At 59.7% G+C, this 24,305-nt stretch carries 17 protein-coding genes and 1 tRNA gene; 8 read left to right on the top strand and 10 right to left on the bottom strand.

Annotated features, from left to right (window positions below; translation table 11 throughout):
- Window positions 1–43 precede the first annotated feature (43 nt).
- Window positions 44–120: transfer RNA gene (locus BKP54_RS27380), tRNA-Met, on the top strand.
- 473 nt (window positions 121–593) lie between these two features.
- Here BKP54_RS27380 and BKP54_RS27385 read toward each other — a convergent pair.
- Window positions 594–1,193: a TetR/AcrR family transcriptional regulator gene (locus BKP54_RS27385; RefSeq protein WP_025424976.1), complete on the bottom strand. Its 600-nt coding sequence runs from the start codon at window positions 1,191–1,193 to the stop codon at window positions 594–596.
- A 284-nt stretch (window positions 1,194–1,477) separates the two neighbouring features.
- Between BKP54_RS27385 and BKP54_RS27390 the strand changes: the two genes are divergently transcribed.
- Window positions 1,478–2,635 carry an efflux RND transporter periplasmic adaptor subunit gene (locus tag BKP54_RS27390; protein WP_025424975.1) on the top strand — a complete coding sequence of 386 codons (1,158 nt, stop codon included), beginning with the start codon at window positions 1,478–1,480 and terminating at the stop codon, window positions 2,633–2,635.
- Window positions 2,632–5,730: an efflux RND transporter permease subunit gene (locus BKP54_RS27395; protein WP_057225145.1), complete on the top strand. Its 3,099-nt coding sequence runs from the start codon at window positions 2,632–2,634 to the stop codon at window positions 5,728–5,730. Before BKP54_RS27390 ends, BKP54_RS27395 begins: the two co-directional genes overlap by 4 nt.
- A gap of 10 nt (window positions 5,731–5,740) precedes the next feature.
- Here the strand turns inward: BKP54_RS27395 and BKP54_RS27400 are convergent, their stop codons facing one another.
- Genes BKP54_RS27400 through BKP54_RS27410 form a run of 3 tightly spaced genes read right to left on the bottom strand, consistent with a single transcriptional unit; the run spans window position 5,741 to window position 8,404 of the window.
- Window positions 5,741–6,499, bottom strand: coding sequence for an ATP-binding cassette domain-containing protein (locus BKP54_RS27400; protein WP_025424973.1), 759 nt, complete (start codon window positions 6,497–6,499; stop codon window positions 5,741–5,743).
- Complete coding sequence (locus tag BKP54_RS27405) at window positions 6,496–7,464, bottom strand: iron chelate uptake ABC transporter family permease subunit (protein WP_025424972.1); 969 nt, start codon at window positions 7,462–7,464, stop codon at window positions 6,496–6,498. The genes BKP54_RS27400 and BKP54_RS27405 overlap by 4 nt, the downstream gene beginning before the upstream one ends.
- A complete protein-coding gene (locus BKP54_RS27410) occupies window positions 7,454–8,404 on the bottom strand; it encodes an iron chelate uptake ABC transporter family permease subunit (protein ID WP_025424971.1) in 951 nt (316 codons plus the stop codon). The genes BKP54_RS27405 and BKP54_RS27410 overlap by 11 nt, the downstream gene beginning before the upstream one ends.
- Window positions 8,405–8,807: 403 nt before the next feature.
- Here BKP54_RS27410 and BKP54_RS27415 point away from each other — a divergent pair, with 403 nt between their 5' ends.
- Together BKP54_RS27415 and BKP54_RS27420 are read left to right on the top strand one after the other, a co-directional pair.
- Entirely contained in the window at window positions 8,808–9,731 is a 924-nt protein-coding gene (locus tag BKP54_RS27415) for a siderophore ABC transporter substrate-binding protein (RefSeq protein ID WP_025424970.1), read from the top strand.
- 93 nt (window positions 9,732–9,824) lie between these two features.
- On the top strand, window positions 9,825–10,118 hold the full coding sequence (locus BKP54_RS27420) for a DUF2218 domain-containing protein (protein WP_057221597.1): 294 nt from the start codon (window positions 9,825–9,827) through the stop codon (window positions 10,116–10,118).
- 28 nt (window positions 10,119–10,146) lie between these two features.
- Here BKP54_RS27420 and BKP54_RS27425 read toward each other — a convergent pair whose 3' ends face one another.
- The 6 genes from BKP54_RS27425 to BKP54_RS27450 form a co-directional block, all read right to left on the bottom strand.
- Window positions 10,147–11,916 (bottom strand): GNAT family N-acetyltransferase, encoded by a 1,770-nt coding sequence (locus BKP54_RS27425; RefSeq protein WP_025424968.1) that lies wholly within the window; start codon window positions 11,914–11,916, stop codon window positions 10,147–10,149.
- 157 nt (window positions 11,917–12,073) lie between these two features.
- Complete coding sequence (locus tag BKP54_RS27430) at window positions 12,074–12,568, bottom strand: hypothetical protein (RefSeq protein WP_025424967.1); 495 nt, start codon at window positions 12,566–12,568, stop codon at window positions 12,074–12,076.
- A 169-nt stretch (window positions 12,569–12,737) separates the two neighbouring features.
- Window positions 12,738–14,087, bottom strand: a complete 1,350-nt coding sequence (locus BKP54_RS27435; protein ID WP_025424966.1) for an HlyD family type I secretion periplasmic adaptor subunit — start codon at window positions 14,085–14,087, stop codon at window positions 12,738–12,740.
- Between the two features lie 2 nt (window positions 14,088–14,089).
- The gene (locus BKP54_RS27440) at window positions 14,090–16,306 is read right to left on the bottom strand and encodes a type I secretion system permease/ATPase (RefSeq protein ID WP_162174740.1); all 2,217 of its coding nucleotides are present in this window, start codon (window positions 16,304–16,306) and stop codon (window positions 14,090–14,092) included.
- Window positions 16,307–16,530: 224 nt separating this feature from the next.
- The gene (locus BKP54_RS27445) at window positions 16,531–18,693 is read right to left on the bottom strand and encodes a hypothetical protein (protein ID WP_025424964.1); all 2,163 of its coding nucleotides are present in this window, start codon (window positions 18,691–18,693) and stop codon (window positions 16,531–16,533) included.
- Between the two features lie 161 nt (window positions 18,694–18,854).
- Window positions 18,855–19,841: a hypothetical protein gene (locus tag BKP54_RS27450; RefSeq protein WP_057225143.1), complete on the bottom strand. Its 987-nt coding sequence runs from the start codon at window positions 19,839–19,841 to the stop codon at window positions 18,855–18,857.
- Between the two features lie 989 nt (window positions 19,842–20,830).
- Here BKP54_RS27450 and BKP54_RS27455 point away from each other — a divergent pair.
- The 3 genes from BKP54_RS27455 (at window position 20,831) to galE (ending at window position 24,279) form a co-directional block, all read left to right on the top strand.
- Window positions 20,831–21,631 carry a response regulator transcription factor gene (locus BKP54_RS27455; protein WP_025424962.1) on the top strand — a complete coding sequence of 267 codons (801 nt, stop codon included), beginning with the start codon at window positions 20,831–20,833 and terminating at the stop codon, window positions 21,629–21,631.
- Between the two features lie 622 nt (window positions 21,632–22,253).
- Complete coding sequence (locus BKP54_RS27460) at window positions 22,254–23,294, top strand: UDP-glucuronic acid decarboxylase family protein (RefSeq protein ID WP_025424961.1); 1,041 nt, start codon at window positions 22,254–22,256, stop codon at window positions 23,292–23,294.
- A gap of 1 nt (window position 23,295) precedes the next feature.
- Window positions 23,296–24,279, top strand: a complete 984-nt coding sequence (gene galE, locus BKP54_RS27465) for a UDP-glucose 4-epimerase GalE (RefSeq protein ID WP_025424960.1) — start codon at window positions 23,296–23,298, stop codon at window positions 24,277–24,279.
- The last annotated feature ends 26 nt before the right edge of the window (window positions 24,280–24,305 follow it).

Below are 24,305 nucleotides of genomic sequence, written 5' to 3' on the forward strand. Positions count from 1 at the left end.
GGTTTACGCACCGGATAAACCGCATAGCGGTTTACCGAGATGGCGCGGGGTGGAGCAGCCCGGTAGCTCGTCAGGCTCATAACCTGAAGGCCGCAGGTTCAAATCCTGCCCCCGCAACCAAATCAAAAAAAAAAGCCCGCGAGACCGAAAGGTCCGCGGGCTTTTTGGCGTTCAGGGGCAAAGAAAACAAAACCGGCTAACCGCCAAACTCGCCCAAAACAAAGTCCAGGAAAACACGGACCTTCAAGGGCAAATGAATGCGAGACGCGTAAACCGCATACACGTGCGTCAACGGCAAAGGCTCGAACCAGCATCGTCTTGGAAGAGGGCGTCGGTTCTGACGGTTTTGACGGTCGCATCAGGCGCCGTAACATGGCGAGGATCCGGCATAGAGCATTTCTAGGAAAAGTGCGAAGCGGTTTCCGTGAGGAAATGCGTAAAACAAAGAGATAGAGCGTTTGCGCGGTTCCGTCTAAATCGGAAGCCCCCTGGGATGTCGCTCTGATGAGCCAGGATGCGACCCGGCCTTGAAGGCGTCGGCGGCCACGCACCGGCGGCCGCACAAATCAACTCACTGTAAAATCTTGCACCGCTCAGCCTGTTGGACAGAGAAAACGCGTCAGCAGCAGGTGCAGCATCGGCGCCTCTTCCAGCGGCTTAAAACCCGGATCGACGGCGATGCGCCCGAAGATGCCGTCGATGATCGCTGCAATCCAGCGTGCGCCGCCCTCGGGATCGATGGCGGCATCGATCTGTCCGCGTTCATGCGCCGCTTTGATCACAGTGGCAAGGGCGGTGCGCAGGTCAGCGTCATTCGCCGCCACCAGTTCGCCGATGCGTTCGTCGCGCGTGGCCTCGGCGGCGATCTCCAGCGCCAGGCTGGAAAAGACCGGATCGGCCGCCAGCCGCAGGACAACGTCCATAAAACCCAGAAGGGCGGCAAAAAGATCCGACGCTTCATGGAGTTCACGGAAAAACTCCGCCGTTTCTTGACGTTCGACCTCCACGATCGCGGCGATGATGGCGTGTTTGGTCGGAAAGTAATGGAAGAGATTGCCCGGGCTCATGCCTGCCTCGGCGCAGATTTCCGCAGTCGAAGTGCCGTGGAATCCCTTACGGGCAAAACAGACGATTGCGGCGTCGAGGATGACTTGCCGCCTTGCGGCATGTTTTTCCGGGTCGATCTTGCGCATCGTGCCTGCTCCCAGTGGCCATCATTCTTTAATAGACTGATCGATCTCATATGCGATGCGGGTCTTGCAGAGTCAATAGAAGCGGTCTGGTGCCAAGAGCGCCATGTTCCGGCAATGCTTGCATGCGATCGCCTTACTATTGACGTGTTCAGCTGATGGAATTAGTAGATTGACTAATCGAAGAAATAATTCCTTCTGAACGCGATAATCAGGGACCTGTCGACGCGATGCGATCCTCAAGAGGATTGGTCGACATCCATTCCCGTCAGCGAAAGCCAACCAGAATGAGACGTTCCCCAGTTCTGAGCGCAGCAATTGCCACGTTCCTGCTTGCTGCCACTGCAGGCGAGCTGCTTGCCAACGAGGCTGCCGCATCGGTGGGCGCCGATGTCGCAGCCGCAACCCGCACCGTCTCGACGCTTGTGGCCGACAGGCAGCCACAGAAATGGATGCGGTCCTTTGCCGGCATCTTCGTCGCACGCGAAGAAATCGCCGTCGGCACGACGTTGACCGAGCAGCGGATCGCCAAGGTCGAGGTCGAGGTCGGCGATCGAGTGGTCGCCGGCCAGGTTCTTGCCCGACTGGAAACCGAGATGCTGGAAAACCTCCTGCGGGAAGCCGAAGGGCGCGTCGCCCGCACCAGTGCGGCGGTTGCTCAACAGGAAGAGACCGTTCGACAGGAAGAAAAGAAGCTCGACCGTGCACGCCAACTGCGGCACCTGAAAGCCGAGACTTTCCTTGAAGAGCGTGTTTCGGCAGTGGCCATCGCGCACGAGGCGGTCAAAGTCGCCCGCGCCGAGGACGCACAGGCTCAGGCGCTCCAGGCGGAGGCGCGGCGCAAGCTCGAACGCGCCGTGATCGTCGCCCCTTCCACCGGCATCGTTTCCGAGCGCCTTGCCCGCGCCGGTGCATTGGCCGGAACGGAACCGCTGATGCGGCTGATCCGTGACGGCGAGATCGAGCTTGCCGCTGAAATACCGGAAAGCGAGCTGCCCCTGCTTGCTGTCGGTCAGCAGGTGAAGGTCAAGCTTTCCGGACGCACGGACACGATCGAGGGTCATGTCCGGGTGATCAATCCGAAGATCGATAGCGAGACACGACTTGGCACGGCCAAGATTGCGCTCATGACCGACAAGCCGCCCTATGCCGGAACGTTCGGCCGCGCGGAAATCGTTGTTGCGGAACGTCCGGCCATCATGGTCGACGATTCCGCGCTGCTTTACGGCACGCCGGACGGAATGCCCTCAGTGTTCATTGTCGAGGACGGCAAGGTCAAGCGCAAGACCGTCCAGGCCGGGATGCGCCAGAACGGCAAGGTGGAGATCGTGTCGGGGCTAAATACCGGCGAACGCGTTGTTGCCAAGGCCGGCGTCTCTCTTCGTGAGGGTGAGGCCGTTGCCACCAAAGACATTGAACCCGCTCAGGCAGGCGCGCAGAAATGACCAGCAATATATCCGCCTGGGCGATCCGAAAGCCCGTACCGACGCTCGTCCTGTTCGTTGTTCTGACCCTTGTCGGCATCGCCTCGTTCCTGCGTCTGCCCGTCAACGCCAATCCGAGCGTGTCGTTTCCCGTCGTCACCGTGACAATCACCCAGCCGAGCGCCCAGCCGGCGGAAATGGAGACGCAGGTCACGCGGCGCGTCGAGGGGGTGGCCGCCGGCTTGGTCGGCGTCAACCACATTCGCTCGACGGTTACCAACGGTGTCTCGACAACGACGGTCGAGTTCAAGATCGGCACGGACCCTGACCGTGCCGCCAACGACGTGCGCGAAGCGGTCGCCCAGATCCGCTCCGATCTGCCGCAGTCGATCCAGGAACCGGTGGTCTCGCGCCTCGACGTTGATGGCAGCGCCATCATCTACTACACCGTGCGCGCACCCAACATGTCCGCGGTCGAGCTGTCGTGGTTCGTGGACGATACCTTGAACAGCGAGCTTCTGACGCTTCCGGGCGTCCAGAAGGTTCAGCGTCTCGGTGGCGTCAGCCGCGAAGTTCGCGTTTCCTTGGATCCGGAGCGCCTGCTGGCGCTTGGCGTGACGGCCGACCAGGTCAACACCGCGATGCGCGAGCTCAATACCAATGTCCCGAGCGGGCGTGGCGAGATCGGCGGGCGCGAGCAGTCGATCCGAACGATTGGCAGCGCCACCTCCGTCGAGGAGCTTTCGCGCCTGTCGATACCGATTTCGGGCGGCCGTTGGGTCCAGCTTTCGGATGTGGCGAAAATCGAGGACACCTCGTCCGAACCACGCAATTTTGCCCGGCTCGACGGCGAGCCGGTCGTCAGCTTCTCGGTGTCGCGCAGCAAGGGCGCGAGCGACACGGTGGTTGCCGATCGCGTTGCCACGCGGCTTGTGGAAATCCAGGCGCGTACACCCGGCGTCGAGATCAAGGAGTTGATCTCGCTGGTCGAGTACACCAAGGACAGCTACGACGCGGCGGTGACGGCGCTGCTCGAAGGGGCGGCGCTGACCGTCGTGGTCGTGTTCGCGTTCCTGCGCAATTGGCGGGCAACACTGATCTCGGCGCTGGCCATGCCGCTATCGATCCTGCCGACCTTCATGGTCATGGATCTGCTCGGCTTCACCTTGAACAGCATCAGTCTGCTGGCGCTGACGCTCGTCATCGGCATTCTGGTCGATGACGCCATCGTCGAGATCGAGAATATCGAGCGGCACGTGGACATGGGCAAACGGCCGTTCCTTGCCGCGATCGATGCCGCCGATGCGATCGGGCTGGCGATCGTGGCGACGACGCTGACGATCGTGGCGGTGTTTGCGCCCGTCAGCTTCATCGGCGGCGCCGTCGGACAATATTTCAAGCAGTTCGGCCTGACGGTCGCCATCGCTGTCCTGTTCTCGCTGGCGGTCGCCCGCCTGCTGACGCCGCTGATGGCGGCCTATCTGCTTCGTCCGAAGGCGGGGCATGGCCATGAGGTCAAGCGCTCGCGCATCGCCGATACCTATGTCCGGATGCTCGGCTGGACGCTCGATCATCGCAAGACGGCGCTTTCCATCGTTGCCCTGATCTTCGTCGGTTCGATCGCGCTCCTGACCATGTTGCCGACCGGCTTCATACCGGGGAGCGACAGCAACCTCTCGACCTTGAAGGTCACTCTGCCGCCGGGCACGCGGCTCGAGGAAACGGCGCGTGTTTCGGATGAGCTGACGCGCAAGATCAAAGCGCGGCCGGAGGTCGACAGCGCGCTTGCGACTGCCGACAGCCTCAACCGGGTCGACCTGCTGATCAAGCTTCGTCCGCGCAAGGAGCGTGCGCTCGGCCGCAAGGCGTTCGAGCTTTCTTTGCGGCCGCTGCTTGCGGAGACGCCGGATATCCAGGCGACCTTTGCGTCCGACCAGGGCGCCAAGGATCTGTCGATCTATCTGACCAGTGATGACGCGGAGGCATTGACCCAGGCCGTGCGCCAGCTCGAAAACGAGATGCGGGCGATGCCGGGCCTTGTCAACGTCCAGTCGACCGAGCCCTTGCTGTCGCCTGAGCTGTTGGTGAAGCCTCGCCTCGACGAGGCTGCCCGGCTTGGCGTCTCGGTAACGTCGATCGGCACGGTCGCGCGCATTGCCACGATGGGCGATAGCGAAAGCAATTCGGCACGGTTCAATCTCGGCAACCGGCAGGTGCCAATCCGGGTGATGCTCGACGAAACCGCGCGGGCGGATTTCGACACGTTGCGAAATTTGCGCGTCGGCACCAACTCCGGCAAGCTGGTGCCGCTGACATCGGTGGCTGACATTTCCTTTGGCGCGGAGGAGGGCAGCGTCGAACGCCTCAACCGCAAACGCCTGATGGCGGTGGAGGCCAATCTGAACGGCATCACGCTTGGCACGGCATTCGAGGCAGTTTCAGCCCTGCCGGCCATGACCAAGATGCCGGCGGGGGTTTCGCAGGCCAGTTACGGCGAAGCCGAATACATGTCGGAAATGTTTCGCAATTTCGCGCTTGCTCTGCTTGCCGGCATCCTGATGGTCACCGCGGTGCTCGTGCTCCTATTCAAGGACTTCCTGCAGCCGATCACCATCCTGATTGCCCTGCCGTTGTCGATCGGCGGCGCTGCGCTGGCACTCATCCTGTTTGGGGCGGCGCTCGATCTGTCCTCGACCATCGGTATCCTGATGCTGATGGGCATCGTCTGCAAGAACTCGATCCTGCTGGTCGACCATGCGATCGTCTGCCGCAAGGAAGGGGCGGACCGGCGAACGGCCTTGCTGACGGCGGGCACGACCCGTGCACGGCCGATCATCATGACGACGATCGCCATGGTCGCCGGCATGGTGCCGGCGGCGATCGGCGTTGGTGCGGATGCAGCCTTCCGCGCGCCGATGGCGATCGCCGTGATCGGCGGCTTGATCACATCGACGATGCTGAGCCTCGTCTTCGTGCCGGTGATGTTCACGGTGATGGATGATGTCAGCGTTCGCCTGGGGCGCCGGCTGAAGCGGCTGTCATCGGTAACAGATGAGGACAAGATCGCTGATGCCGCGCGCAAAGGCCGCCCGCTCGCATCTGGCTCTTCCCATTGAGCCGACCGGCCTATTCGAAATAGTTGACGAGCCGCGTTTCGCCGACGGCGTGAACGCGGCAGTCGACGTCGAAGATCGCCTGCAGGCGCGACGGCTCGATCATCTCCTTCGGTGCGCCCTCGAAGGCGAGCTTGCCGTCGCGCATGGCGACGATGCGATCCGAATAGGCGGAGGCGAAGTTGATGTCGTGCAGCACGACGACAACGGTCTTGGCGAAATCGTCGGCCAGGCGCCGCAGCAGCTTCATCGTCTCGACGGCATGTTTCATGTCGAGATTGTTGAGCGGCTCGTCGAACAGCATGTAATCGGTATCCTGGCAGAGCACCATGGCGATGAAGGCGCGCTGGCGCTGGCCGCCCGATAGCTCGTCGAGGAACCGGTGTTCCAGGAAGTGCAGGCCAACATAGGCGATCGAGCGCTCGATATGCTCGACGTCAACCGCCGTCAGGCGACCCTTCGAATAGGGATAGCGGCCGAAGGCGACGAGATCGCGCACACTGAGGCGCGCGGTGATGTGGTTGTCCTGGCGCATGATCGACAGGCGCCGGGCGAGCACGTCGCCGGCGGTCCTGCTGACATCGAGCCCGTCGACCAGAACCTGTCCCTCATCCATTGGTATCAGCCGGCTGACGATCGACAGCAGCGTCGATTTGCCGGCGCCGTTCGGGCCGATGATCGAAGTGAGGCCGCCGGCCGGCAAGGTCATCGAGACCCGGTCGACGACCGCATTGCTGCCATAGGATTTGGTCACGTCGCGGATTTCGATCATCGGGCGGAGCCTCGAACAAGCAGGAAGATGAAGACAAGACCACCGACAAATTCGATGACGATGCTGAGCGCGGTGTTGAAAGCGAACAGCCGCTCCAGGATCACCTGGCCGCCGACGAGCGTGACGATGGCCAGGCACACGGCAATCGGCAGCACGAAGCGATGGCTGGCCGTCGGGGTGATCTGCCAGGCGAGGCTGGCGACCAGAAGACCGAAGAACGTCACCGGGCCGACAAGCGCGGTGGAGACGGAAACGAGAACGGCGATGAGCACGAGCAGGATGGTAAGGGTGCGGTGATGGTCGACACCGAGCCCGATGGCGCTTTCGCGGCCGAGTGACAGCACGTCGAAGGTTGGGAACAGCCGCCAGAGAACGAAGGTAACTGCTGCGACGGCGACGGCGGAAATGCCGAGAAGGTCGGCGTTGACCGTGTTGAAGCTGGCAAACAGCCGGTCCTGTAGCACCACGAATTCGTTGGGATCGAGGATCCGCTGCAGGAAGGACGAAAGGCTGCGAAACAGCCCGCCGAGGATGATGCCGACCAGCATCAGGAGATGCAGGCTGCGGGTGCCTCCGGAAAACAGCGCCCGGAACAGGAGTACGGAAAAACCGACCATCGCCGCGGCTTCGATGATGAACTGAAACCGCGGGTCGACGGCGGTGGCGCCGGCGGCTCCGAGGAAGAACACCATGACCGTCTGCAGCAGCGCATACATCGCATCGAAGCCGATGATCGATGGCGTCAGGATGCGGTTGCCGGAGATCGTCTGGAACAGGATGGTCGAGACGGCGATCGCATAGGCGACGAGAACCATGCCCGCAAGTTTGGTGCCGCGGAAGGAGAGGATGAAGGCCCAGCTTCCCCTGGCACCGAGTGTCATGAAGGCCAGCATCGACAGGAGCGCGAGCATAGCTGTGACGAGCAGCATGCCGGAGGGTGAAACCCTTTTAATGTCAGCCTGCATGGGCGCGCCTCGAAAGCAGCAGATAGAGGAAGACGACGCTGCCGACGACGCCCATGACCGTTCCGACCGGGATCTCGTAGGGCGCAATCACGATGCGGCCGACGATGTCGCAGGCGAGCACCAGCCCGGCCCCGGTTGCGGCGATCAACGGCAGGGTGCGCCTGAGATTGTCGCCGACCAAGAGGCTGATGATGTTCGGCACAATCAGTCCGAGGAACGGCACCATGCCGACGGTGGCAACGACCGTGGCCGTCACCATCGAAACGATGCCAAGGCCGAGCGTCACCACCTTGTTGAAGTCGAGGCCGACATTGCGGGCGATCTCCTCGCCCATGCCGATGACGGTAAAACGGGCAGCGGTGACATAGGCGATCAACGTCAGAACAAGTGCGATCCACAGCAACTCGTAACGACCGCGCAGTACGCCGGAGAAATCGCCTGACATCCACGCCCCCATCGACTGCATCATGTCGTAGCGATAGGCAACGAAGGTGGTGACGGCGCTGATGACGCCGCCGAGCATGATGCCGACCAGTGGCACCATCAGCGCCGAGCGCAACGGGATCTGGCGCAGGATTTTTAGAAACAACGCCGTACCGGCGAGCGCGGTGAGCGCCGCGACGCCCATCTTGGCGGCGACCGGCAGAGTGGGCGCAAAGATCATCGTCAGCAGCATGCCAAGGGCGGCGGATTCGGCGGTGCCTGCGGTCGATGGTTCGACGAAGCGGTTGCGGGCGAGCATCTGCATGATGGTGCCGGCGACGGCGAGACCGGTTCCGGCGAGCATCAGTGCGAGTGTGCGCGGCACCCGGCTTTCGACGATTAACAGCCAGCCGCGACCATCGCTCTCAAGTCCTGAAGCGAGGCTGCCGACGCCGGTCATGACGCTGATGACGGCAAGCACAAAGATGACGGGAACGGCAATCAGAAGTGGTTTCATCGATCGGTCTTTAGGCGCGCCGGCGTTTTGGTGAATGGCTCTTCTTTGTCGACTTGTTGCCGTTCATTCTTCCGTCGCCTCCAAGCAGCTTGGGACAGGTTTTGTTTGCGTCTTTCCCGGCACCGCTAAAAGCTTGCCCCGCCCAGCGCCGGATTGGAGCTGAGCTTCATTCATATATATGACATGGCTAGTCAAGTTTCGTCGCATCCGCTGCGGCAGTTCGCTCGACGTCGCCGATGCCAGCGCAGGCTGGCCTGTGGATCGGTCCAGGACATTTTTGGTGGCGCTCGCACACGTTCATGGGCCGCGGTTTGGCGCACGGCATTTGCAAGGACGGCAAACGGCCTTGTTGCCCTCTTTGGAAAATCGCGCTAGGACGATCGAAAAGATGAGGGAAAAAGTCATGAATATATCTCTGTTTTCTAATGGTCTTCGTAGTGTTGCAGTCGCTGCCGTCCTGGCTCTGGCGCCTGCCGCAAGCGCTGAAACGTTGAAGATCGAGCACAGCAGCGGTACGACGGATGTCGAAAAGAATCCGAAGACCGTGCTGGTTTATGACTTCGGAATGCTGGAAACGCTAGACATGCTCGGCATTCCCGTGGCGGGCGTTCCCGGCTCTGCGATCCCGCCGTCACTCGAAAAATACAAGTCCGACACCTATCCGAAGATCGGCACGCTGTTCGAGCCCGACTACGAGGCGGTCAATGCCGCCGAACCGGATTTGATCATCGTCGGTGGTCGTTCGCAGTCGAAATATGCCGAGCTTGCCAAGCTCGCGCCGACCATCGACCTCACCTCCGACGACAAGGATCTGATCGGCAGCGTCAAGAAGAACGCCGCTATTCTCGGCCTCATCTTCGGCAAGGAAGCGGAGATCAAGGCAGCTTCGGAGAAACTCGACGCCTCGATCGAAAAGCTGCAGGGTGTTGCCAAGGGTGCCGGCACCGGCCTCGTGCTGCTGACGACCGGCGGCAAGATCAGCGCCTATGGCAAGGGTTCGCGGTTCGGCGAAATCCACGACATCTTCGGTGTGGAACCGGCTGATCCGAAGCTGCAGGTCGCGACGCATGGCCAGGCCGTTTCCTACGAATATATCCTCGAGACCAATCCGGACTGGATCTTCGTCGTCGACCGCGACGCGGCGATCGGCCAGGAAGGCCAGCCGGCCGCAGCGCTGCTCGACAACGAGCTGGTGCGCCAGACCAAGGCCTGGAAGAACGAGCGGGTCGTCTATCTCGATTCCGCCAAGCTCTACCTGACGAGTTCGGGCCTGAAGTCCGAGCAGGATATCGTCGATCAGCTCACCGAAGCACTGAGCAAGAAGTAGGCTTGAGGTTCCGATAAGGGCGGTAGGAGCAATCATGGCGCCTTTTCTCTTTCATTGGCCTGCCCACCGACCCCATGCAGTGTGGAGAAGAACATGTTGAAAGCCACGAGCGGTATTACCACCGCGCGCGCGTCGCAATACCTGCAGCAGCTGTCCAAGCATTTCGCCCACAAGACGACGGTCGAATATACCGAGACGGATTCTGTGGCGACGATAGGGGCGAGCACCGCGCGCATGACGGCGCGCGGCGATCAGCTATCTTTCGTCGCGGAATCACCGGATGCCGAGGCGCTGGCGGAATGTAAGGACGTCATCGAACGCCACATCATCCGCTTCGCATTTCGCGAGGAGCTGACGTCGCTCGACTGGTCCGAAACCGCCGAGTGAGCGGTCGGCCACCTCGCAATCGATATATTTAATGCTTGATCCGTGAACCTGTTTCGCCCGGCCTGTTCGATCGCGACTGCAGGTGCGCCGATATGCCTGATGGCAGGGACGGCTGAAGCAGGGGTGGCGCGGTCGGCAGGCGCACGGATGCATCAAGCGCTCGTTTCGGCGACACCAACACTCTCTGCGGCGGCGGGATCGATACCGGCGTTTGCTCCGGTTCGGGAACCTCGTCCTGCTGCGGCGTTTGCAGGGCTGCCTTCAGACGTATGACGGCTTCCTGCGCCTTGAGCTTGCAGCGCACATGATCCGGATCGTCGGAAAGGATATCCTCGAAGCTGCTGAAGATGCTGAGGGCCTCTTCGCCTCGGCCCGTCGCGCAGAGGGCGACGCCGAGCTTGTAGCGCACGAGGCTTACGAGCGGATGGCGGGCCAGCAGGGCCTCGAAGGTCTCGGCCGCTTCAGCGTAGTGCCCTTGCGCCATCTGGCTGTCGCCGAGCCGATGCTGGATCTTGCCAGCGCCCGGCATCGTTGCAAGCAGGCTTCTGTAAAGATATTCGGCCTCGTCGTGCTCGCCCTTGTCGTCGAAAAGCTGGGCGAGGCCGTAGCGAGCCCGGGTGTGTGTCGGCACGGTGTGGATGACCTGCCGGTAGCCGGGTTCCGCCTTGTCCAGTCGCCCCTGGCTGTGCAGTTCCACCGCGCGCTCGTAGACATGTTCGATGCTGCGCGGGTTGAGGCAGTTGCGCAGATTGCGGCCTGATCGCGTTTTGACACGCATGCTGCGAATGCGGCGCTCTTCAACCCCGAAGGAATATTTGTAGGCTTCGTTGCCGCGCAGGAAATCGTAGACCCGATATCCCCAGGCGATCGCATTGCGAATGGCAAAGCCGTGCAGCAGAAGCCCCGGGGAAGGGGTCGTCCACGTCTCGTCGCGGCCGGTGATGTAGAACAGGACGGTCTTCTTCTGCCGGTCGAGCAGATTGGCAAGCACGCCGAGCGGCTGGTCCTGATACCACAGAACGGGAACATCGAGCGCGCCCTGGTTAAAGGCGTCCAGCAGCATCTCACGTGTGAACGTGATTAGCCGATCGACCTTGCTGCCTTTGCGCTCTGCCCATTTGATGCGCCACAGCCGGAACAGCGTGTCGAGGTCTCTTTCGATCGTGTCTTTTGTCGCGTGGGTAATGCGGTAATCGGGTGATGCCTCGACCATCCGCATGAAGCGACGCAGCTTCTGCCGCGTCTGGGCGCTCATATGCGTGGCGAGATAGTCCTCCCAGCTTTCGGGCAGGTTCACATAGGGGCAGATCGTATTGTCGATATTGTCGGGATTGCTGCGCTCGTTGCTGGTCTGGACGAACTGGTCTTCGGGAAAGGCGCCGAGCAGACGATCGAGCCGCGAAGAGGCCGTAGAGAAATAATCGAACGTGAGGGTCGTCCAGTTCTCCTTGCCGATGTGGGCAGAAAAGGTATCGGCCGCAGCATCCTCCAGGCCGGGCCGGCACAGGAAGCCGGTATAGTCGGCGCCATAGTTGCCGGCCATCCGGATCTCGTCGCAGAAAAGCTTGGTCGTGTCGTCCTGGTAGGTCGACACTTTCAATGGCAGGAAGGCGCAATACCGCCCATCGTCTTCCTGCTTGAGGGCAAGAATGAACCAGCGGTGTCGGTGCGACAGATATTTCTGCAGCCACTCCCAGGAAAGAAATAGATGAGCTTCCGGGTCTTCTAGGTAGATCAGATCCCAATCTTCGCGAACTTTCTCAAAATATTCTAAAGTATCAATAATATCTATTTTCATAACGCCCTCTTACGCAACTGAGAAGTATTTTTAGTTTAGCGTATTTCAAGCCAGAATTTCTTCGAAACAACTTTAGCTTATAGTCAATATTTAGCCATTATATACCAAGGATATTATCCGAATGCAGGATGTCGCCTGCCGGCTGTGGCAATCTCGTCTAGATCGAACGCTCGTCGAAGTTCGGCCGTGAGCGAATGAAGGCCCAGAGGCTCTTGCTGATTTCGGTGATCTCCTGGATGGCGGCTTCGAGCCGCTCCAGTTCCCGGGCGTCCAGTTGCTCGACCTTGCCGTAGCGAATGTCCTTGTCGCCCTCGACCAGGCGCATCAGCTGTGTACTGGAGATCTCGCCCTGCTCGTCGAAGGAATAGATGCAGTGATTGTATTTGTTGCGCATCTTCGACTGCTGTTTCAGCCGGTCCATGATCGAAAGAACGCTGTCGCGCGTGTCGACCGGCGTGACCGGCAGCTTGGCCAGGCGCTCGGTCAGATCGATGCGGGCGCGCGTCGTGTTCAAGGTCAGAAAGACCACGATCGCCCGCTCCTTGTCGACATTCAACAGGTGGGCGATGATATAGATCAGCAGGCTTTCGGTATTGGTCCAGACATAGTTGAGGCGGCCGACAAGCAGAAGCACCTCGTGTATCGCTGCCATCGAACGTCTCCTCTGTGCGCCATCGATGACGCGCTGCCATTGCCGGCGCAAACCATTTTGACGGAAATGACCGAGCCTTCAAGGCGTTGGCAGATTGCTGGTGAAACAGCGAAAGCTGCCGCCCCATTCTGCTTAGCCCCTTCGTCATCCCCACCCCCCGTACTTCGCCTCAGGTTTCCTTGAAGGCGCGTGACATGCTGTCGGTGATCGGCTTTGTCAGATACTCGAAGAACGTGCGCTCCGACGTCGTGATCAACACTTCCGCCGGCATGCCCGGCACCGGATGGAAGCCGTGGATGCGGTGGATCTCGCTGACGGGAACCTCGACGCGGACGATATAGACATCGCGCTGCTGGCCGCCGCTCACTTCTTCAACCGAGTCCGCCGAGACGTAGAAGACCTTGCCGCTCAGCACCGGAGTCGTGCGGCGGTTGAGCGCCGAGAGACGGATGGTCGCATCCTCGCCCACCCGCAACTGATCGATCGAGGTTCGCAGCACCTGCGCTTCGATGATCAGCGGCACATTGGCCGGCAGGATTTCCATGATCGGCTTGCCGGTCGCGATCACCCCTCCGGCGGTATGGAAATAGCTGCGCACCACTGTGCCGTCGACGGGCGAACGGATGGTGGCGCGGCCGAGAACTTCGCTTGCCTCGCGCAACTGCTCGCGCACGCCATCGAGATCGGCTTCTGCGGCCTCAAGCCCATCGAGCGCCGCCTGCTTGTTGGCGTTGACGGCAATGACCGCCTCCTGGCGATAGCGGTCGATCTGCGACAGGCTCTCCTTGACCTCGGCGTCGAGCCTGCCGATCTCGCCCATCGCATCGGCCGCGGCGCGGTCGAGCGCCATCAGTTCGGATTTCTTGGTCAGTCCACCTTGGACAAGCTTGCTCTTGGCGTCCCGCTCCTCGTTGAGGATATCCAGCTGCTTGTTGAACGATTCCTGCTGGCGCTGGTAGCCCTGGGCTCGGAACTCCAGCGACCTGATGTTCTGGTCGATGAGGTTCAGCTGGTCGTCGAGCTTGATCTTCTTGCTGTGAAAATTGACGTTCTGGCTCTCGATGATCGCGTGGATATCCGGATCGCTGGCCTCGTTCTTGACGATGTCGGGGATCTTGAATGTATCGCTGCCCATGGCTTCGGCACGCAGCCGTGCGACCACCGCCTCGAGACGCAGGCGTTTGAGGTTGAGGGCGCGCTCGTTGGCGCGCGACGGCGTCTGGTCGAGCTTGACCAGGATATCGCCGGTCTTGACCTTGTCGCCTTCGGCCACCAGCATCTGCTCGATGATGCCGCCTTCGAGGTGCTGAATGATCTTGTTGTTGCCGTTGGCGACGAAACTGCCCTGGGCGATAATTGCCGCTGCCAGAGGGGCTGCGAAGGCCCAGTAGCCGAAGCCGCCGAATGAAGCGACGATCAACGCGAGGCCGACCATGCTGTGCAGCTTGATCGATCGCGGCACCTCCGAGTACCACTCGACGGCATGTTCTTCGGCGGCATTCTTCTTCTCGCGGCTCATGGTCATTCTCCGGCGATACGGGGTGCGGACTTTTCGTCCTTCGGCTTGGCGCCGATGGCTGCAAGCACGTCATTGCGCGCACCGAACATGGCAACGGTTCCCTCGTTCAGAAGCATGATCTTGTCGACGCATTGCAGCAAGGAGGGACGCTGGGTGATGGTCACGGTGGTGATGCCCTGCTTCTTGGCATGCACCAGTGCGCGGGCAAGCGCTGCCTCACCATTGGTGTCGAGATTGGAATTGGGCTCGTCCAGCACCACGAATTTTGGGTTGCCGAAGAAGGCGCGTGCCAGCGCAATGCGTTGCTTCTGGCCCCCCGAGAGCGGCGCACCGTCCGCAGCGACGATCGTCTCGTAGCCCTGCGGGAACGACGCGATCAACTCGTGCACGTCGGCGAGTACGGCCGCTTCGAAGATCGCGCTGTCTTCGACATCGTCGCGCATGCGCGAGATGTTGGCCTTGATCGTGCCGGGAAACAGCTGCACGTCCTGCGGCAGATAGCCGATGCTTTCGCCGAACTGCCGCTGGTCCCAGTTTCTCAAATCCATGAGATCGAGGCGGACATTGCCTGAGGTCGGCACGATCGAACCGACGAGCATCTTGCCGAGCGTCGTCTTGCCGGAGCCGGAATTACCGATAACCGCAAGCGACTCCCCCTTGTTGAGCGAGAAGGAGATGCCGTTGAGGATCACGCGCTTCTGCGGCGGCGGCACGAAGAGGATGCGTTCGACATCGAGCCGGCCCTCCGGGTTCGGCAGTCGCAGGCGCGGAAAGTTCAAGGGCGAGTTGACCAGCAACTGCTTGATCCGGCCATAGGCGGCACGTGAATGATTGAGCTGGTTCCAACCCTCGATTGCCCCTTCGACCGGCGCAAGCGCCCGCCCCGAGATGATCGAGGCAGCAATGACCATGCCGCCGGTGAGGTGCCCGTCCATCGACAGATGCGCGCCCCAGCCAAGCAGGGCGACCTGGGTGAACATGCGCACCGCCTTTGATGCCCCGGTAAAGATGATGCTGCGGTCCTGGGCATAGACTTGCGATTTCAGCGAACCGGCAGTCTCGCGGCCCCACATCTTTACTGCTTCCGGGATCATCGCCAGTGCGTTGATGATCTGTGAGTTGCGCGACATCGAATCCAGGTGGAAATTGGCGCGGCTGAGGAAGGCGTTGGCCTCGCTGAAGGGCTGCGACGTCGCCTTCTGATTGAGATACGCGATCACGAACAGCACCACGCAGCACATGATGACGATCAACCCGAGCTGCGGCTGGATCATATAGACGACCACCACGAAGAACGGCATCAGCGGCGCGTCGAGGAACGAGATCAGGGTGCCGGAGACGATGAAGGAGCGCAGTTGCTGGAGGTCGCTCAACACCTGATAGTCGCGACCGTTGCCGTGCAGTGACGCTCTCGCGGCCGCACTCAAGATAGGCGCGCCGAGCTGGACCTCCATTTCGACGGCAGTGCGCATCAGGATGAAGCGGCGGATGGAATCGAGGATGACCTGCAGGACGATGGCACCGAGCACGGCGATCGTCAGCATCACCAGCGTATCCTGCGAGCGGCTGGTCAGCACCCGATCGGAGATCTGGAAGAGGTAGATCGGAATGGCAAGGACCAGAACGTTGATCGCGATGGTAAACGCGATGACGATCATCATGTTGCGGCGGACGACGGCCATACCGTTGCGCAGGCTGGCGGCAAAATTGACCGGTCCCATGCGCTTGTGGAAGGTGTGCTTGTCGCCACCACCACCACCGCCGCCATCGGTCGGGGCGCCGCCGCCGTCGCGGACGGCCGGACGGCGGTCATTCTCTTTCAGCGGGCCTGGATCGTTGTCGATCGTCTGCGGGAGAGCGCGACCCGGTCGGCCCTTCAATTCATCGGCCGGGTCGCTGTCGTTGCCACGACGATGTGCTTGCTGCTGCGCAGTCGAGCTGTTTTCCGGCAGTTCCGCCGGCGCCGCCTTTGCGATCGGCATCTCGGCGATTGCCGCGACGACCGGCGCTGCCTGACGCTCAACTTCCTCCAGCGGTGCGCTTTCGCGGTCTTGCCACCGGGCGCCGTCGCGCCTTGGGCCGAAGTGATAACTGGCCTGCTTCTTCTCGGTATGGCGGATGGGGTTTGCCATCGAGCGGGCGAGGGCGAGAAACTCTGCGTCGGAATCGTCTTGGTCGCGGGGGGCGGGGGCATCGGCGAGTTTCGCGGGTTCCGACATCGCTTTCGGTGCCGGCGCGTGCCCTTTCCGTGTCGTGCGGATATCCAGGCCGACCTTTCGCAGGCCTTCAACGGCCTCGTTGATCGCGGCGATGCATCGGTTGGTCAACGCTGCTTCGAGTTCGTCGACGACCTCCGGAGCCGGCTCTTCCCGTGCAGGCGCCTTGCTGCCGCTGCCACGCCACTTAGAAAGATCGTTCATGCCTTCCCCCGTTCGTGTTCTTGTTAGGTCAGCACCGTGTGCATGACGTCGTTCCATTGGCCGTTGGACCAGGACAAGTCATTGCCGGCGTCGATCACTGTTTCGGTCGGATGTGACGGTGCGTCGTCGTCGCCGATGAAGGCGATGACTTCGTTGGCGAGCCGGTCGCCCTTGGGCGTCACGTCATGGGTATCGGTGTCGTGGTCGACAAGGCCGGCCTGGATCAGGATCGCATCGGAATAGACCTGGCCGCCGACATAGGTCGTGTGGCCGAAACTGTCGTAGTCGATGATCTGAGCGCTGTTGACGACGGCGTTTGCACCAGTGTGGATGGTAATGTCAGCATCCGGATTGTCGCTGAGGATCTTGCTGGCGACGTAACTGACGGAATCGGCGTCGCCGAGAATGCTGATCTGCTTGATGACATTGACGTCATACAGGTTGCCGGTGATGTAAAGAATGTTCAGGCCTTCATAGCCCTGGAAATTGAGGTCATGCGAAAAGCCTGAGGGCAGTTCGTCAATGCGGTCGTTGATGTTGTCGACGGCCTTCTGGATATAGTCCGGGATCGCTTCGAAGCGGTCATTCGCGCCGATGTTCTGGATCGACGCCTGGTTCCAGATCAGGTTGCCGCTCTCGTTTACGGTCATGCCGTTGCCGGCGGCAATGCCACTGATGTGGTCGTTGTCGTAGAAGACGGCGACCTGGGTGATCATGTTGAGGTCCAGGACCTTGCCGCCGACGATCACCAGGTCGTACTGGTCGCCCAAACCGAGGAAGGAAGCGAGGTTGACCGCCACGTTGCCACCGGTCAGGGCCGTTGTCTGGACGCCGGTGGTGGTCACGGTCACCGTGTCGTTGTCGTTTACGAAGTTGTACTGCTCGACCCAATGGACGAAGGAAACGTCGCCCTCCACCATGCTGACGCGCCAGGCGTTCGGGAAGATCGACGATTGAGCCGTATCGCCGTCCTGCTCGGAAGACGATGAATGATAGGCATCACGGCCGAAATTGGCGATGTTCATCGCAACCGTGCGTGACGTAGATTCGGCCGAGTTTTCACTCAGAACCCTATCCAGCCTGTCACTGTCGGCATAGGCGTAGGATTGCGAGATGATGTCGATCTGATGGTATCCGCCCATCACCGCCGTTACGGGGGCGATGACGCCGGTCTCGACGATGCTGACGATATTGGCGACGATGTTGGCGCCGGCTTCGACGTAAACGGAATTGCCGCTCTTGTCGTCTTCCTCCTGCAGCGGGCCGTCGGTGCCTTCCGGATCGGCAACCGGTTGCGCCAGTCCACGATCAGGCATGAAGTCCGCAAGAACCGGGGCTTCGTCGACGCGGCAGCCGTTGACGTAGACGCCCTCGATGCTGTCGGCGGCCAAGGCGAAATTGCCGTTGTCATCCCTTGGCAATTCGTCCGGAGAGACGGTCGTGGGAAGGTCGATTTCGTCGTCGAGCGGATCCGTAGTGGCGGGTTGCTCGGTGAGTACAATGGTTGTGCCAGCATCGGCGCCTGCGTTGAGGGCGGGCTCGCTGCTTGAGGCTGGCGGTTCCGGCAGTCGGTTTGCCGCGGCGTAGTCCGACAGATCGTCGGCGATTTTCGAGAGACCTTCAAAGGTGTCGACGCGGGTGTAGTGCGCGAATGGAGTGGCTTCGGCTGCCTCGGCGCTGAATTCGGCAAGTTTGTAGCTGACGTAGGTCGTGTCGCGCGGGGCGACCTCGGAATCCGTCATGTTCAGGGCGTCGTCGTCGCGCACCATATTGGCCTGGACCACATGGGCGATGACCGAGCCGGGGCCGTCGTGGACAATCAACTTGTCTTCGACAGGTGCCCCGTCGGGTTGGCCGAGGTTGGCGAACAGCTTCACCGGTACGGTATTGCCGTATTGGGCGACAGCATCGGCAAAATGATCGCCGAAGCCGCGGATCCGGCCGAACAGGTCCACATCGGCAATGTCATGGGAGGGCGCTCGATAAAGCACTTCAGGATCATAGTCGACCAGCTGGTATGAGGATGTAAAGTCGGACGGCTTTGCTTCGCCGTCTTCGAGCTGCTGCGCAACTTCCTTCAGATCACCGCCTTCGAGCTGCTTCTGCCTCAGCCGTGCTTCATCGGTATCGGCTTCGAACAGGCCGATGAAATGTGCAATGATTTCATTCACTCTTTCCGTATGCATTGTCCCGATCCTTCCCTTTTTTCCGCATCAAAGGGAGACTTCGGTGGGCCTAGACAGGAATGCCCCGGTAAAAAAGAAACGAACCGATCCGAAATCAAATCTGCGCGACTGCACCGGCCGCGCGGGGGGCCGGTGCAGTCTTCTCTTGTGAAACGGATCGATCAGCTGTCGGTGTCGTGACCGACATCCGTAGTGTGCGAATTGCCACCGATGACGCTGGAGTCGACGGTGTTGCTGACAAGGTTCGCGCCCTGGACGATTTCCTGATGGAAGCCGGAATTTGCCAGGATCGCCGACGAGTCGGAGGTCGTGCTGCCGTTGATGCCGTCACCGGCCTTGAGGTCCCAATCCGACTTGGTGTCGAAGTTCAGACCATCGCCGCCATCCGAGTGCCCGCCGTCGGCGCGCAGGTCGTTGTTGGCGTCCGAGTTGTTCATCCTGACGTCGTAGGCCTGGTCCTGATCGGCAAGGTTGTTGGCCTGTACCACGCTGAAACCGGTATCGTTGCCGGCGCCTTCGAGCGAGTTGTTGAGGATGTGGTCGACGTTCAGATTAAACGAGAAGTCGTCGCCGAGATTGAAGGTGAGGTCCCCACCGGCGATGCCGAGATTGTCGAAGTCCTTGACGTCCTTCAGCGTTGCAAAGTCGTCGTCCGATTTGGTGATGATGTCGTTGTCGGATGACGAGTAGTTGTTGCGATTGTCGCCGTTGTCGTTGGCTTCCGTCTTGATGTCGGTATCGATGTCTGTCTTGGTGGTAACCTTGCTGTCATAATCCCATTCATAGGAATTGTCGCGGTTGTCACCGTTGGCCTTCTGGTCGATATCTGTTTCGACCCTGCTGTTGTCCTTGTAATCGTAGTCGTAATTGTAGTCGGTCGAGCTGTCGGAGTAGTTGTTGCGGTTGTCGCCGTTTTCATTGGCCTCGGTCTTGATGTCGGTGTCGACATCCGTCTTGATGTGGGTGTCGTTGTCCTGCGAACTGTCGCTGTAGTTATTGCGGTCATTGCCGTTGGCGATGCCAACGTTGCTCGTTGACCCGTCGTCAACGTTCAGATCATTGGCAGCACTGGTTGCCAGTCCATCGGCGAGAGCGCCGACTTTCAGATCATCATCGGCCTTGATGCTATCGTCGAGAAGTGCGGACATGTGGTTCTCCTCCTGAGAAGGAGCCAGCACCGAAACCCCTACATCTTTATGAGGTTTTTATCCGGAGCTGGCTCTTTTTTGAATTTCAGATGATGCTCCCGCGGGATATTCATCTGTGGGGCCTCAATATATTTCAATGTTGTTTTAAGTATCGAATTGCGGCAGGTTAGTTCCTGCACTCAATCATTACGTGTGATTATGTCTTTGGTTTAATACTGATTTACGCTTCACTACGCTTACACATTCACACGGGCCGCGAGCCAGAACGCACACACAGGTACCGGGCTCGGATCACACGAAACTCAAGTGCGATGAGAGGAGTGTGGCTCTGAATACGACGGGACGATAGACATCAATTGGAGCTAGCATGCCATTTTTGGGCGAATTATCGGCGTTTTTTCGGGATTTTTTGGGGTTTTAGGGATCGCAAGGGTTTGTTAATCTTTGCAAAAATCGACCTGGCGCAACCTCTGGTGCTCGCGGGCAAGTTGCGCTTTAGAGCGCAGAGAGGTCTTGTCAGCCATCACGGGGAGTGCAATGCTCACCCCGAGAGATAGCTCCTAGGAAGTATTATTAGGTATATGCCTAAGGTTCTCTCTGGAGAGAAGCTATTTCTGGTGGCGAGAGCCGGCGCACGGACGGTGTGCGGCCGACGCTGCGGATGGAAATGGATGATATGGATGGCTGAGTAGCCTAGGCTGAAAGCCCATTCAGACGCTTCGGATACGATCTTGTTATACTTTTGGTTAAGAATTAGCCCAAAGATGGTTCTAATTAGAACGATTTAAGGGGCTTTCTGGAGGGCATCTAATCCTTTTGGGTTGTTTCACCCCTCCTACCTTTACGATACATTAGCTAGTGCGAATTTTCCGTCTGTGGAGAGGGTTCGCGCTATCCACTGGTCACGAATCAATTTGCTGAGATGGGCGTAACTCCGAGTCAGGCTGGCGCACCCATAAGAATAAATGGGAAAACCCGAGGAGGGCGTAATGCATCCTGAAGGCCATAACGTGGGCGATTTTGAAGATAACAACAAGGCTTTGTCGCAAAAGAAAAAGATTGTCATGCTTGCCAAGATCGACCTGTTTGCCGAGTGCTTGATGCAGGCGGTCGGCTCCCGGTTTTCTGGACATGACGTCGTTAGTCTTTCCGACCCCGACAATTTGCTCGACGGCAATCTCGTCGATGTTTCTTTGATCATGCTATACCGCATGTCTGCCAAGACATTTCCGACAATCCTGCGGACCATTCACGAGTTCCATCCCAAGGCCTCGATCGGACTGGTGGTGGACAATGCCGAAGAACTCGATCCGTCGATCGCCGGTTTTGTTGAAGAGCGGTTGATCCATGGTGTCCTTCCTCTCAACCTGCACCTTGATGTCTGCCTTGCGGCGATCGATCTGCTGATGAAGGGGGGCGAGCATTTCCCGGCTGCACTGTTGCGGCGGCTGTCGGTAGACCCCTTTAACTCGGCCAAGCTCTATGGTCGGCAGGCGGAAGCGTCCGATGCTGCTGTCTATGCGAATGCCGGAAAGCGGCGGCGGGAGGCAAGTCTGGGTGGGTTAACAACCCGCGAAGTGCAGATTCTCGATTTGATCTGCATGGGAACCCAGAACAAGATTATCGCCGATCGCCTTGGGTTGTCGGAAAACACCGTGAAGGTTCACGTCCGCAACATCTACAAGAAGATGAATGTGCGAAACCGGACGGAAGCAGCATCGCGCTATTTTACCACCGATGCGGATTCCGAGCACGCGGCGGGACCGTTTTCTTCGCGCTGGAAGAACTGACGCCGTGAGACGTCGGGGATGATGCTTCCGTTGCTCATCGCCAATTGGCGACTTTGAGGGACGGTTTGCGTTGGGCGCGGTTTAACCCAAGTACTCTCACGTCGTCTGTGATGTTTGTTGCGGTGGCCCAGGCGGGCATCGCATGCTTTGTCGTGGCGGCGAGTATCGCGTGTCGCAGACAGAGGTGCGAGGAAGCGTGGCCGTATGGCGTAGATCCGATATGTCGTTGATGCCGGATGGTTGAGTAATTATTCTTCAGTTATGTAGTTATACGAAGATATTTCGATGGATGTAATTATATCTTCTCGCTATCTGTTTATAATTTGTGATGTCTGCTGATTTTTTGTTCAAATTAGGTACATGTTTTGTGATTGTAACTTTATTGTGTATGGCATCATATATTGTTATTTTAGTTCCGTGTTGACTATGTATTAATTATTTGCTAATCATCTAACATAATAAATTACTGAAGAAGGATTCGTGGTCCTTCTGGATATTATTTTTATATTGTCGGGTCGTGTTTTGAATTCTTGATAAAGAATATTTCCTTATTGTAGCTTTCAGTCACGTCTCGTCTCCAATCACCAGGTGCAATGGTGTGTATAATAATTGGAGGTGTGTAATGCGTCAGGTCGGTCGTGGTCAGCTGCCGGTTGTCGGCGGGCAGGATTTTCTGAAGAAGGTAGCAGGCATACCCAAGCGAATACTGGTGACCGGAGGCGGCGGATTTCTCGGGTCTCATCTTTGCGAAAGACTTCTTTGTCTGGGGCACAGCGTTGTCTGCCTCGACAACTTCTCGACCGGTCGGCGAGAAAACCTCTCTCATCTCAGCGAGACAAGCCGCTTCCAGATCGTCGAGCACGACGTCCGCAAACCTTTCCTTTTTGACGTGGACGTCATCTTCAACTTTGCTTCACCGGCATCTCCGCCGGACTATCAGGCCGACCCGGTGGGAACGTTGATGACCAACGTGCTCGGCGCCATGAATGCGCTGGAAAACGCCCGCGCCACCGGGGCCACGGTCGTGCAATCCTCCACATCGGAGGTCTACGGCGATCCGCTGCACAGCCCGCAGCGCGAAAGCTACTTCGGCAACGTCAACCCGATCGGGCCGCGCGCCTGCTATGATGAGGGCAAGCGATCGGCCGAGACATTGTTCTTCGACTATCACCGCACCTACGGAGTAAAGACGAAGGTCGCGCGGATCTTCAACACCTATGGGCCGCGGATGCGCCCCGACGATGGACGCGTCATCTCGAATTTCGTGGTGCAGGCGCTGCTCGGCAAGGACCTCACAATCTATGGCGATGGCCATCAGACGCGGTCGTTCTGCTATGTCGACGATCTCATCGAGGGCTTCATACGGTTATCGATCTCGGATGACGGCTGCATCGGCCCGATCAACCTTGGAAACCCAGGCGAGTTCACGGTTCTCGAACTTGCCGAGATGATCCGCACGATGACCGGCTCACGCTCGCGCATCGTGCACCGTGCGGCAGCCGTCGACGATCCGCGTCAGCGCCGGCCGGATATTTCCCAGGCCATGGCGGAGCTCGGCTGGGAGCCCAAGGTCGCGCTACGCGAAGGGCTTCAACGCGCCATTGCCTATTTCGATCGCCGCCTGGGCGCGTCAGATCTCGCCGTGGCGGGAGAGGCGGTATGATATGTCGCGCGTCGTTCTTGTCACCGGCGGAGCCGGCTTCATAGGCAGCCATACCTGCAAACGCCTCGATGAGGCCGGCTTCCTGCCTGTTGTCTACGACAATCTGTCGACGGGGCACCGGACCAATGTCCGCTGGGGACCATTGGTCGAAGGAGGGCTCGAAGACACGGATCGGATCGTCGAGGCTATACGGACCTTCAAACCCGAATGCCTGATCCACTTCGCGGCCTCCGCCTACGTCGGAGAATCGGTCGAGGATCCCGGAAAGTATTATCGCAACAATGTCGCCGGCAGCGTTTCGCTGCTCGAGGCCTGCCGTCAAGCGGGGCTGGCGCGTGTCGTCTTTTCCAGCACCTGCGCGACCTATGGCGTGCCGCCGCGTTTGCCGATCACCGAGGACACGATCCAGCTTCCGGTCAATCCTTACGGTCGCACGAAGCTGATGATCGAATTGATGCTCGGCGACTATGCCCGGGCCTACGGGTTCCGGTCGGTTGCATTGCGTTATTTCAATGCCGCCGGCGCCGATCCCGATGGGCAGCTGACCGAGCGGCACGATCCCGAGACCCACCTGATCCCGCGGGCATTGATGGCCGCAGCCGGCCGCCTCGATAGGCTCGATGTCTTCGGCGACGACTACGATACGCCCGACGGCACCTGCATCCGCGACTACATTCACGTCATGGACCTGGCCGAGGCGCATGTTGCCGCCGTTGACTACCTGCGCAACGGCGGCGAGCCGCTCAAGGCCAATCTCGGTTCGGGCCACGGCACATCGGTCCGGCAGGTGATCGACGCCATCCATCAGGTGACCCGCAGACGGGTTCCCGTGCAGCTTCTGGCGCGTCGCGCCGGCGACCCGCCGGTGCTGTATGCCGACACCACCTGGGCACGCCGGACGCTCGGCTTCCGGCCGTCGCTGTCCAATATCGAAACCATCATCCGAACGGCTGCCCCCGGTTTCGGGCTGGAGGTACGGTCATGACAGGCAAGATGTCATTCGCCCCATCC

Source organism: Ensifer sp. 1H6 (assembly GCF_001976035.1).
GTDB lineage: Bacteria > Pseudomonadota > Alphaproteobacteria > Rhizobiales > Rhizobiaceae > Ensifer > Ensifer canadensis.

Coding starts and splice junctions, on each gene's coding strand:
- BKP54_RS27385 (WP_025424976.1), bottom strand. CDS start 1,193: ATGCGCAAGATCGACCCGGAAAAACATGCCGCAAGGCGGCAAGTCATC.
- BKP54_RS27390 (WP_025424975.1), top strand. CDS start 1,478: ATGAGACGTTCCCCAGTTCTGAGCGCAGCAATTGCCACGTTCCTGCTT.
- BKP54_RS27395 (WP_057225145.1), top strand. CDS start 2,632: ATGACCAGCAATATATCCGCCTGGGCGATCCGAAAGCCCGTACCGACG.
- BKP54_RS27400 (WP_025424973.1), bottom strand. CDS start 6,499: ATGATCGAAATCCGCGACGTGACCAAATCCTATGGCAGCAATGCGGTC.
- BKP54_RS27405 (WP_025424972.1), bottom strand. CDS start 7,464: ATGCAGGCTGACATTAAAAGGGTTTCACCCTCCGGCATGCTGCTCGTC.
- BKP54_RS27410 (WP_025424971.1), bottom strand. CDS start 8,404: ATGAAACCACTTCTGATTGCCGTTCCCGTCATCTTTGTGCTTGCCGTC.
- BKP54_RS27415 (WP_025424970.1), top strand. CDS start 8,808: ATGAATATATCTCTGTTTTCTAATGGTCTTCGTAGTGTTGCAGTCGCT.
- BKP54_RS27420 (WP_057221597.1), top strand. CDS start 9,825: ATGTTGAAAGCCACGAGCGGTATTACCACCGCGCGCGCGTCGCAATAC.
- BKP54_RS27425 (WP_025424968.1), bottom strand. CDS start 11,916: ATGAAAATAGATATTATTGATACTTTAGAATATTTTGAGAAAGTTCGC.
- BKP54_RS27430 (WP_025424967.1), bottom strand. CDS start 12,568: ATGGCAGCGATACACGAGGTGCTTCTGCTTGTCGGCCGCCTCAACTAT.
- BKP54_RS27435 (WP_025424966.1), bottom strand. CDS start 14,087: ATGAGCCGCGAGAAGAAGAATGCCGCCGAAGAACATGCCGTCGAGTGG.
- BKP54_RS27440 (WP_162174740.1), bottom strand. CDS start 16,306: ATGTCGGAACCCGCGAAACTCGCCGATGCCCCCGCCCCCCGCGACCAA.
- BKP54_RS27445 (WP_025424964.1), bottom strand. CDS start 18,693: ATGCATACGGAAAGAGTGAATGAAATCATTGCACATTTCATCGGCCTG.
- BKP54_RS27450 (WP_057225143.1), bottom strand. CDS start 19,841: ATGTCCGCACTTCTCGACGATAGCATCAAGGCCGATGATGATCTGAAA.
- BKP54_RS27455 (WP_025424962.1), top strand. CDS start 20,831: ATGCATCCTGAAGGCCATAACGTGGGCGATTTTGAAGATAACAACAAG.
- BKP54_RS27460 (WP_025424961.1), top strand. CDS start 22,254: ATGCGTCAGGTCGGTCGTGGTCAGCTGCCGGTTGTCGGCGGGCAGGAT.
- galE (WP_025424960.1), top strand. CDS start 23,296: ATGTCGCGCGTCGTTCTTGTCACCGGCGGAGCCGGCTTCATAGGCAGC.